14 protein-coding genes are annotated in these 10,763 nt (G+C 41.3%); 7 read left to right on the forward strand and 7 right to left on the reverse strand.

The annotated features are described in order from the left end of the window. Positions 1-77 precede the first annotated feature (77 nt). From AC1DOV_RS17275 to AC1DOV_RS17290, 4 genes are all read left to right on the forward strand, one after another. Positions 78-1,394: an ABC transporter substrate-binding protein gene (locus tag AC1DOV_RS17275; protein WP_477550570.1), complete on the forward strand. Its 1,317-nt coding sequence runs from the start codon at positions 78-80 to the stop codon at positions 1,392-1,394. A gap of 79 nt (positions 1,395-1,473) precedes the next feature. Further along, the gene (locus tag AC1DOV_RS17280) at positions 1,474-2,358 is read left to right on the forward strand and encodes a carbohydrate ABC transporter permease (protein WP_339205520.1); all 885 of its coding nucleotides are present in this window, start codon (positions 1,474-1,476) and stop codon (positions 2,356-2,358) included. A 15-nt stretch (positions 2,359-2,373) separates the two neighbouring features. Continuing rightward, positions 2,374-3,201, forward strand: coding sequence for a carbohydrate ABC transporter permease (locus AC1DOV_RS17285; RefSeq protein ID WP_076266365.1), 828 nt, complete (start codon positions 2,374-2,376; stop codon positions 3,199-3,201). A gap of 29 nt (positions 3,202-3,230) precedes the next feature. Continuing rightward, complete coding sequence (locus AC1DOV_RS17290; RefSeq protein ID WP_477550571.1) at positions 3,231-5,471, forward strand: FAD-dependent oxidoreductase; 2,241 nt, start codon at positions 3,231-3,233, stop codon at positions 5,469-5,471. An 86-nt stretch (positions 5,472-5,557) separates the two neighbouring features. On the opposite strand, the gene AC1DOV_RS17295 is transcribed toward AC1DOV_RS17290, so the two are convergent. After that, complete coding sequence (locus AC1DOV_RS17295) at positions 5,558-5,785, reverse strand: hypothetical protein (RefSeq protein WP_339205518.1); 228 nt, start codon at positions 5,783-5,785, stop codon at positions 5,558-5,560. A 14-nt stretch (positions 5,786-5,799) separates the two neighbouring features. Next, positions 5,800-6,120, reverse strand: coding sequence for a heavy metal-binding domain-containing protein (locus tag AC1DOV_RS17300; RefSeq protein WP_076266362.1), 321 nt, complete (start codon positions 6,118-6,120; stop codon positions 5,800-5,802). Positions 6,121-6,364: 244 nt separating this feature from the next. Between AC1DOV_RS17300 and AC1DOV_RS17305 the strand changes: the two genes are divergently transcribed. After that, the gene (locus tag AC1DOV_RS17305; RefSeq protein WP_477550572.1) at positions 6,365-6,874 is read left to right on the forward strand and encodes an N-acetyltransferase family protein; all 510 of its coding nucleotides are present in this window, start codon (positions 6,365-6,367) and stop codon (positions 6,872-6,874) included. A 45-nt stretch (positions 6,875-6,919) separates the two neighbouring features. Next, on the forward strand, positions 6,920-7,360 hold the full coding sequence (locus tag AC1DOV_RS17310) for a hypothetical protein (RefSeq protein ID WP_477550573.1): 441 nt from the start codon (positions 6,920-6,922) through the stop codon (positions 7,358-7,360). A 169-nt stretch (positions 7,361-7,529) separates the two neighbouring features. On the opposite strand, the gene AC1DOV_RS17315 is transcribed toward AC1DOV_RS17310, so the two are convergent. The 5 genes from AC1DOV_RS17315 to AC1DOV_RS17335 form a co-directional block, all read right to left on the reverse strand. After that, complete coding sequence (locus AC1DOV_RS17315) at positions 7,530-8,117, reverse strand: YdcF family protein (protein ID WP_477550574.1); 588 nt, start codon at positions 8,115-8,117, stop codon at positions 7,530-7,532. A 161-nt stretch (positions 8,118-8,278) separates the two neighbouring features. Next, on the reverse strand, positions 8,279-8,752 hold the full coding sequence (locus AC1DOV_RS17320; RefSeq protein WP_477550575.1) for a GNAT family N-acetyltransferase: 474 nt from the start codon (positions 8,750-8,752) through the stop codon (positions 8,279-8,281). Between the two features lie 117 nt (positions 8,753-8,869). Next, complete coding sequence (locus AC1DOV_RS17325) at positions 8,870-9,139, reverse strand: GNAT family N-acetyltransferase (RefSeq protein WP_477550576.1); 270 nt, start codon at positions 9,137-9,139, stop codon at positions 8,870-8,872. A 38-nt stretch (positions 9,140-9,177) separates the two neighbouring features. Continuing rightward, positions 9,178-9,708, reverse strand: a complete 531-nt coding sequence (locus AC1DOV_RS17330; protein WP_477550577.1) for a GNAT family N-acetyltransferase — start codon at positions 9,706-9,708, stop codon at positions 9,178-9,180. Positions 9,709-9,822: 114 nt separating this feature from the next. Further along, on the reverse strand, positions 9,823-10,263 hold the full coding sequence (locus AC1DOV_RS17335) for a GNAT family N-acetyltransferase (RefSeq protein ID WP_477550578.1): 441 nt from the start codon (positions 10,261-10,263) through the stop codon (positions 9,823-9,825). 349 nt (positions 10,264-10,612) lie between these two features. Here AC1DOV_RS17335 and AC1DOV_RS17340 point away from each other — a divergent pair. After that, positions 10,613-10,763: helix-turn-helix domain-containing protein (locus tag AC1DOV_RS17340; RefSeq protein WP_477550589.1), on the forward strand; the 151-nt coding region annotated here is incomplete at its 3' end.

Below are 10,763 nucleotides of genomic sequence, written 5' to 3' on the forward strand. Positions count from 1 at the left end.
TATCGTTCCTTACCCCGCGAAATGCCTGGTGATAAGATTTAACTAAGCAATTAAACAAGTTTGTAGGGGGCAAAGAAATGAAAAGAAACAGAATGTTGATCAGTGCTCTTTCTCTTATTCTTGTCATGGTTCTGATCGCTGGATGCGGTGGGAACAACAAAAATAATGTTTCGGGGACACCAACAAACAGCGGCGCCACAACAACCAAAAAGATTAAGCTTACGTTATGGGGCGGCGTGCCTCCTGAAGCGGGACCTCAAGCAGTTGTTGACGCATGGAATGCCGAGAATCCAAATGTACAAGTGGAGTATGTTCGGTTCGTTAATGATGATGCCGGCAACTTAAAGCTGGATACTGCTTTGCTTGCCGGGCAAGATGCAGATATTTATATAAACTACACCCTCTCTCGCCTTCAAAAGAGAATAGATGCTGGCGTAGCCGTAGATATGAGCGCAAAGACAGACTACAACATTGACGAGCAAATGGGTCCTGAAGCTAAGCAATGGATGATTAATGACAAGTATTACGGCATGCCTACAAAGAAAAACATGGCGTTCATCTGGTTGAACAAAGATATGCTTGATGCGGCAGGTTTGCCTATTCCTCCGCTAGATTGGACGTGGTCCGATTTACAGGAATATGCACTAAAATTGAAACAACCTAATGTATGGGGCTTGCTCCAGCATGATGCTGCATTTACTACGCAATTCGACGGTACGATTGGTGGAGACGGTTATGTGAAAGCAGACGGCACATCGAACTTCGATAACGCCTATTGGAAACAGGGTTTTGAAATTTTGCACAACATGATGTTCAAGGATAAATCAACTCCGGAATATGGCGAGCAGCTGACCAGCAAGATGCCGGTGGATACGATGTTCCTAAAAGGTGAGACAGCGATGCTGACAGCGGGTGAATTTATTTTCCGTAATGCGAACAATCTAGTCGATTTCCCGCATGATTTCAAAATTGCTTTTGCACCAATTCCGCGTATCTCCAAGGATCAAACCAACTTCAAATATCCAGGCGGATTGGGCGACGTGATTTCGGTTAACGCGAAATCCAAAAATCAAGAAGCGGCTTGGGAATTTGTGAAATGGTACGCTGATGGCGGAATGCTCCCAATGGCTCCGGGCGGACGCATCCCGTCATCCAAAAGTGTAGACAGCACGGAAGCGATCGATTTGCTCCTAAAAGAGTATGAAGAAAATTATGATCGGGATTCTCTTAACAAAGTGGTATTCGGCAAATTCGAATCATTCCAGCTTAACGTGCCTCAGCAAGTGATCGATGCGCGCAAAGAAGAATATGAGAAGTACTTCCTCAATAAGCAAGATATCGACACGACGTTGAAAAATATGGCAGAGCGGCACAACGAATTCATCAAGAAATAAGCTGCGTAAAGAAAGTAAGAAGGAGCAGCCTTGTCCTTCTTACTTTTTTTTACGGGTGAACGAAGAAAGGCGGGTTGTTATGAGTAAAACGAGCTGGATGCGCAAGCAAAGCTGGTTGGGTTATGTGTTTATTCTTCCGAATATGTTGGGCGTATTATTGTTTTTTGTCGTACCTGCGTTATTTTCCTTTGGACTGATTTTTACCGATTATCAATTTTCGAATCCAAATGTCTCGTTCACGGGAATGGACAATATAAAGCGAATGTTTCAGGATGATCAGTTTTATAATGCGATTAAGAATACGGCGATATTCCTTCTTTCTGTTCCAGTATCGCTTGGACTATCCTTTGTCGTCGCTCTCGTTCTGAATAAGAATGTATATCTGAAAGGGCTGCTGCGGGGGATGTTTTTTCTTCCCTATATTTCTAGCGGGGTAGCTGTTGCATTCGTTTGGATGCTCTTGTTTCAACCCTCTCAAGGGCCGATCAATGAAATACTTCGCTGGATTGGCATTGTATCGCCGCCAGGCTGGTTCGCTGATACCGAGACTGCGATGTATGCGATTGACATCATACAGATCTGGTTCTTGTTAGGCTACAACATGATTATTTATCTTGCTGCGCTTCAAGAAGTGTCGCCTGAACTGCTGGAAGCAGCGAAGATAGACGGCGCGAAGAGCCGGACGGTCACATGGCGAATTGTATGGCCGCTTGTTAGTCCGACTACCTTTATGCTGCTCATTACGGGCTTAATCATGACGATGAAATCCTTCTCCATCATTCAAGCGATTACACAGGGCGGTCCGAGCGGAAGCACGACGATCTTGTCGCTATACATTTACAAAACAGCCTTCAGCTATTATGAAATGGGCTATGCTTCAGCGATATCATGGTTCTTGTTCGCTATTATTATGGGGATAACCGTTATTCAATGGATTAGCCAGAAGCGCTGGGTCCACTATTAGAAAGGGGAGTTTTCAATGAACAATCTAGTCAGCTCTGTCAAAACCAAGATGCCGTTAACTGTACTCATGCTCATTTGCGGCGTGTTCATGATACTTCCGTTTCTATGGATGGTCAGCACGTCCCTGCAGAGTCCAAGCGAAGTATTTACAAGATGGCTGCCCTCTAAGCTTGATTGGAGAAGCCATGAACGAATTTGGACAGGTGACTATAATTTCATCACCTATTATTTGAATTCACTTAAAATCTCCATTATTAGCACAGTCGGCGCAGTGTTTCTGTCCGCATTCGCTGCTTATGGTTTCGCGAGAATCGAGTTTAGAGGCAGGAATGCCATGTTTCTCGTCTACTTGTCCATGATGATGATACCGCCACAGGTTATTTTTGTTCCGAAGTTCATCATGTTTAACTGGATGCATATATACAATACGCATTGGGCGCTTATATTGCCGGGCTTGTTCTCGATTTTTGGCGTGTTTATGCTAAGGCAATTTTTTATGAGCATTCCGAAGGAAATTACGGAATCTGCTTTTATAGACGGTGCCGGCCATTTTCGCATTTTCTTTAAGCTTGTTCTGCCTTTAGCGAAGCCGGCACTAGCTACCTTTACGATTATCGACTTCTCGTGGCACTGGAATGACTTTGAGAACGCGCTCGTATTTTTATCCAGCCCCAATTTATATACGATCCCGCTTGGCTTGCAAAATTTTATTTTGGAAAATAACGTCGATTACAACGGCATGATGGCTGCGGCAACCGCTGCGATTGTCCCTATGATCCTAATTTTTATCATCGGTCAAAAATATATTATTCAGGGCATATCGGGCTCTGCCGTTAAGGGCTGATCACTCACAAAGAAAAGGAGCGTTATGATATGAGATCTGAAATTATAAAGACAGAAGTAACCGTCATTGGTGGAGGACTCGCCGGCGTTTGCGCTGCCATTGCTGCGGCAAGACTGGGACAGAGAGTATCCTTGGTACAGAACCGGCCTGTCTTGGGCGGCAACTCCAGCAGCGAGGTGCGCGTTTGGGTATGCGGCGCTACAGGCCATGGCGTGAATCGTTATGCCAGAGAAACGGGTATTATGGGTGAATTGTTCGTAGAAAATCAGTATCGCAATCCTGATGGCAATCCTTATCTTTGGGATTTGATCGTATTAGAGGCCGTTAAAGCGGAGAAAAACATTGAGCTGTTCCTCAACACGGATGTACATGAGGTTGAGGCAACTGGCTCAGAGGTGGATCGTCAGATTCATTCCGTGACAGGCTGGATGATGGGATCTGAACGCAAAATTCGCTTCGAGAGCAAAATGTTTTTAGATTGCACCGGAGACGGTCTAGTCGGTTTTCTAGCAGGAGCAAAGTTTCGAATTGGACGGGAAGCGCATCATGAATTTAAGGAGGATTGGGCTCCTGAAGTTGCGGATGATATCACGCTCGGAAGCACGATTTTATTTTATACAAAGGATGCAGGCCAGCCAGTCAAATATATCCCGCCAAGCTTTGCCAAGGATATTTCCCAAACCTCCATACCGGTACGTCGGGTAATGCGAAGCGGAGATTCGGGCTGCCACTACTGGTGGATTGAATGGGGCGGAGAGCTGGATACCGTTCATGAGAACGAGAGAATACGGGATGAGCTGTGGTCCGTTATTTATGGAATCTGGGATTATATTAAAAACTCAGGAAAGTTTGAAGCGGATAATATGACTCTGGAATGGGTAGGATCTCTTCCTGGCAAACGGGAATACAGGAGATTTGTTGGTGATTATATCCTCAATCAGAATGATATCGTGGCGCAGGAGCAATTTGAGGATCGAGTAGCGTTCGGTGGCTGGTCCATCGATTTGCATCCACCAAAGGGAATGTATGCGGAAGAGAGCGGCTCCAAACACTTCCATGCAGATGGTACGTACCATATTCCGTTCCGTTCGCTGTATTCCAGCAACGTTAATAATTTATTGTTCGCCGGCAGAAATGTTAGTGCGACACATGTTGCTTTTGGCACGACTAGAGTAATGGCTACCTGTGCGGTAATGGGAGAAGCGGCTGGGACGGGAGCTGCCCTCTCTGCTATGAAGGGAATTACACCAAGAGAGTTAGGTCAGTCTCATCTTGCAGAGCTGCAGCAAACACTCCTTAGACAAGATGCTTCCATTATTGGTATTCGCAATGAGGATGCCGGCGATTTGGGGAGAAGCGCCAAAGCAGCTGCTTCGAGTACGATGAGAAACGTGCATATAGATGATGCGTCTAAGGCTTATTCTTTACTGAATCCGGTTGGAATAACATTCCCGGTCAATTCGGAGCTAAACAAGCTGTCTCTGCTTGTTGATGCTTTGGCGAATACAGAAATGACGATTGAAATTCATTCTACCGGAAAAAAAGAAAACTATATTCCAATGGGACTTATCTCCAAGCATACCGTGAAAGTAACACAGGGAACGAAGCAGTGGGTTGATTTTGGACTTGATTATAAGGCGGAGGAAGCGATCAATTTATTCGTTGTCATTCAGTCGAACCCGGAGCTGCAATTGTATACGTCTGAAACGCCGCTTTACGGTGTGTTGTGCTTCGAGAATAAGATTGATTCATCCGCTGATTTCTCCAGTTACTCGGATACGCAGCAGACCATGGCTTGGCAAATGAAGGGGCTGCACAGAACACCTTTCTGCTTCAAGGCATTCCCTGAGACTACAGCATACGAAGCGGTATCTGCTATTGATGGCTATACAAGACCATATGGCGGTCCTCATACATGGGTTTCTAATCGAATGGAGAGCAATAAGCCAGAGTGGCTTTCTCTTGAGTGGGGTTCCTCTGTTTCCATATCCAATATTCATATTACCTTCAATGATGATGTGAATGAGGATCTAATCAACCTGCACCATCATAGAACGCCATTTGAAGTTATTCCTGAGCTGGTGAAGGATTATCGAATTGAGGCTTTTGTCGATGAGCAGTGGAAGGTATTGCTGCGTGAGACGGATAATAGAAAACGTAAACGGACGCATCAGCTGGAGCCTATCCGTACCAATAAGATCCGCGTTGTAATTGAAGCTACAAATGGATGCCCTAATGCAGAAGTTGTTGAAATACGGGCTTATGAGTAGTCATGCTGTGGTGAGCTTAGCAGGACTCTAATTGAATTTTTAAAAAATAAGCTAATTCAAGGCAGATTTAGCCACCGTGAATTAGCTTATTTTTTATTCTTATCCGTTCTTTCATAAAATCTTTCTCCAGTACTAGGGTTAAACCATACTTGCTGCTGAACGCCCGTTGTTGGATCAATAAATATTTCATTCGTTTTCTGGAAACCAGCTGGAGGCTGAAGCGTGCGTTGCTTTAGCCGCCTACGTCGATATATAAACGTACTAATAATAGCGATAATAATAACCAACAATTGAAGGGCGAAGTAAATGCTCATGAAATAGGGCATCGCTAATTTTTCTCAGCCACAACTGCAGTACCATAAGCGACGATTTCAGACATCGTTTGTCCGATTTCACCAGAGTCAAATCGCATCATCACGATTGCATTTGCTCCCATGGCATGTGCATTTTGAATCATACGGTCTATAGCGACCTTACGGGCATCTTCAATCATTTCAGTATATTCTTTAATTTCTCCACCGAATATACTTCGCACAGAGGCTGTAATATTTCCTCCAAGGCCGCGGCTTCTTACTACGACACCAAACGTGTGGCCTAATACTTTATCAATATGATAGCCAGGAATATTTTCTGTAGTAACAACTAACATTTTGGTTCCTCCCATTCTAATTATGTACTGAACATAACATGCTTATCTCAACATAATCATTATTACATCCTTCTTGCGATATAGAAGTCATATCAACTAAAATCATAGTATCACTCATTCCAATAATATCCAATGAAAATATATATAAAATGAGAGGCTAGTACTATGATTTATGTTGTTAGGCATGGCAAACCGATTTATAAAGTGTAATCATTCCATTTGCGCGATAAGAAAAGAGGATCATATGCGGATTCGACTGGCGACGATTAACGATGTACCTGATATCGCTCATGTTCACGTAGAGAGCTGGAAATCCACCTACAAAGGGATAATCTCGGATGATTATTTGTCCAAGCTTAGCATCGAAAGTCGTATTAAAAATTGGTTATGGGTATTTAATCGCTCAAACCCTGATGAAGTGAATTACGTTGTTGAAAATGATGAAGGTACGATAGTAGGATTCGCAAATGGTGGGAAGTGCAGGAGTGAGCAATACGACTACGGCGCAGAGCTTTATTCCATATACTTACTGGAGGAGTACCAGGGGCTCGGGTTTGGAAAAGCACTGTTTTCCGCTGTGGTCGATCATTTGAGAATACATAATTATCAAACATTAATGGTATGGGTGCTGGAGAAAAATAGTGCAATCAACTTTTACTATCGATTAGGGGCGAAGGCTTTTACGAAAAAAGATATCCAAATAGGCCATGATACCGTTACCGAAGTAGGGCTTGGCTGGGATGAGCTCCTGTAACTTATTTCCTTATTTACACGTCATAGCAGTCAAAGGGGCGATGTTATGAGGAAAATGATTATGATCGTTTGTATGATTTGTTTAGCCGTTACAGGCTGTGCTTATGGCGGCGGTTCGAACGAAAGAAACGAAGAAACGATAACATTGGATCAAATAAAGAGTGTATTTGAAAGCCATGGCATCTCGTTAACCGCAAAAACCGATATAAACCCGGGTGCTGTATTTTCTAGAGCCTATAACGATATAAAGCCGGAGCAATTTAACTATAATACAAGTCAAAGTATTAGTATTTATATTTATTCATCAAGCAAAGAGGCTAAAAAGGGCTTAGAGGATTTTGCTAATAGCTGGGCAGCGGCGGATTTGGCGTCTTATCGTTCCCATCATGTAGCCAATGTATTGTTTTTTTATGGAGCGGAAACGACATTGGGAGAGGAACACATCACGATGGCGATCGAGGAGTTAAAAGCTCTAACGAAGAAATAGGTTAGAATGCATATAAAACAGCCCATCATACGATATGGTCAAGCCCCAATATTGTAGACAATGAAAAAAGCCCTATGATATGAACTGTTAAATGACAAAGCGGCAGACCAAATTCTGGTCTGCCCTTCATGATTAAACTATCGAGTTCCCGTTAGCTTAATACCTGTTCCTACTGATGGACCCAATTAGGAATGTGATGTCCAAAATATTTCGTGACTTTTTCTGCTTCAGTGAGAACTGTTTTTATTCCAACTTCATCAAGAAACCAGTTTTCTTTGTTATAACGTAAATCATCTTGCTTAACTTGGAAGGTTACGTTCGGAGGGAATACGGTTTGATAAGTCATCAGTGCCCTCCTTGAGAAAAAGGACTTACAAACTAATATCGCATGTCTTACTTCAATCTGCTGCTCCATGATAACATTCCAGGAATTTCTTGCATTTTCGAATGTGTTTTTCGCTTGATCTTCTTTAAGTATTCGATCTTCCGGAACACCTAAAGATATACCAATCTCCTTTTGAAATTCCCATTCTGTTTTTTCGATTTTTACATTATAGCCACCTGAAGGTAATATGTAATTTGCCATCCCTGAATGGAATAACTCCGATGCAATCTTCATTGGTTTAGTGTGACTGCCACCAGGAACCAGGATAATATCCGCTGGTATAATCTCTTCTTCAGTGACAAATATCAAATCTGTAAGACAATCAAACGGATATTTCAACGATGCTGCAGTTCCAACATGATTGGTAAACAAAAAACGTCCCTTCCTTTCCATTGTCCCATGAAATCCCATTTTTCAATTATATCATCTGTTTGAGTTATTAACGATAAATCCAGCTAGTTGAGAAAACGGCAGCTGATCATCATTTGATCGGCTGCCGTCGTGTCTTTATACCACTATCGTTACCCGATAGCTTAATGATCATCACCGATGTCTCGTTTGACACAATAACTAAGTACAATTTCCCCGTCTTCCATTTCACCAGTCTCTTGAAAGCCGAGACTTTTATATAAACGATTCGCGGCGGTGTTATGTGGTACATGATTAACCCTAATTTGCTTACAATCAGGCCTGGCGGATAGTATCTTGATGACCTCTCTTATTGCCAACGATCCGTAGCCTTTCTTTTGGAAACGCGCATCGACAATGAATCGCAGTATCCAATAGTACCCGTCCTTATAAATTTCATAGTCAAAGAGCAGGAAACCAACCATTGTATCGTCAGTATAAATACCAAAAGGCTTGGATGTTGGTTCTTTCGTAGCGTGTATAATGGAATCTGCATTGGGAGCTACCAGATCCTCCTGCTCCTTTTGGGGCTTTAAATTGATGCACTCAGTTTCGTAGTCTTTAGTTATAGGTCGTAACTGAACCACGTGATCAGTCATAAAATTATCTCCTTCTCGACAAAATACTGATAAACGCCCACTAATCTGCCCGTTAGCGGAGCGAATTTCCAGGGTTGCAATACGCTAGTCTATCGTTCCTCTTGAAAAATATTTATACTATAATTTCTTCTTAAAGAAAAATTGTTTTATATCTTCTGGGTATTCATCATTAACGGCAAAAATCTCATAACTCATACGCTTATAAAATTCCGGCGATTGATACGTGAATGTGGAAGTATGAGCAAATATACAGCCAAGTTCTTTCCCTATCCGCTTAGCTTCTGCCATCATGATTTTTCCATATCCTTTGTTTCTGTATTCATTAGCTATCCAAAATACATCAATATACAAACCGTAAGACCAGGTTTCACAAAATAAACCGCCCACGACTTTGCCTGATTATCCGTTCAGGTCCTTAGTAAACACTACATTTTCTTGTAATCTTTTTTAATTATTGCCATGATAATTTCATCAGAATAAGTTCCGCCATAATATAAAGATTCACGTAAAACTCCTTCTTTTACAAAACCTGCCTTTTCATACGCTCTTATTCCCCGAAGATTATGACTAAATACTTCTAACTCTAATCGATTTAAATTTAGTTCTTCAAAAACAAATCGTAATACAATTTTTAAAGCTTCAGTACCATAACCTTTTCCTGTTAATTTAATTGAATTCATTGTGATTCTAAATCCTGCTTTTTTATTTTCTTCATCAATATCAGAAATAGATAATTCACCAATCATTTGGTCATCATCTTTTAAACAAATAGCAAAATCATAGCGAGAAGGGTTATTATTAATATTATATATATGAGCTTGAATTTGTTCTAAAGTAAAGTTATGTTTTGTACCTGTCATATAACGTATTTCTTCATCCGTTGTATTAGCTAACATGATCGGTGCATCTAATTCTTCAAGTTTCCGCAAATAGATTCTTTCGCTTTCTAAATTCACTTTAAAGCCTCCTCGTATTATTATTTTATGGTAGCAGCTATCTCAAGTTCCAAACCTCACAAGAATTCACAGATAATATATTCACCTCGTTAGTGTAATCGAAAAATATTTATTCTATAATTTCTTCTTAAAGAAAAATTGTTTTATATCTTCTGGGTATTCATCATTAACGGCAAAAATCTCATAGCCCATACGCTTATAAAATTCCGGCGATTGATACGTGAATGTGGAAGTATGAGCAAATATACAGCCAAGTTCTTTCCCTAGCCGCTCAGCTTCTGCTATCATGATTTTTCCATATCCTTTGTTTCTGTATTCATTAGCTATCCAAAATACATCAATATACAAACCGTAAGACCAGGTTTCACAAAATAAACCGCCCACGACTTTGCCTGATTTATCTTTTAGATATAAATTAATATCCTTGCCTGGCTTTTTTAGTAACCCATTTGTCGCACGAACATTGTACTCATATAAATTATTACATACCTGGTTGTAATCAGTGTCATTTGAGTCTACTGTAATCTTGATATTGTCTAAAGTTATATCAGTCATAGGTCTCCCCCAATAGGATATTTGTGCTTAATCGTTTATTAGTATAAACTCTCTCAGACATGTATTAACTTACAAATAATACCACAAAAAAGTTATAATTCATTGGTAAAGAACAATTAAAGCTAATTAATCCTACTCATTAGCTGATATGCTCCCCAAATAGTAGACAGGTGAAATAATAAAAAACCTGTTGCTATGAGGGGAGCATTTTCATGTCTAAAGTTATATATTCCGTATTAGAGAAACCTACTATTATCGGAGAGATTGAAAGTGGTGAACTAGGCCTTATGGCCGCTACCTATAGCGGTGTTGGATTACCTAAGAACGGATAGAGATTGTTCAATATTGCCTGACAAATAACGATGACTATGGGAAGACTGCGGAGCAACATCAGGTTTCCTACCAACAGGTATATCAGTGGGTGAAGAAATACCAAGACGGCGGGCAAGATGCGCTGCAGGATGGACGTGGACGTAAAAAGACCGAAGAAGAGTTAACTG

The sequence above is a fragment of the Paenibacillus sp. 01T47 genome (assembly GCF_056398245.1).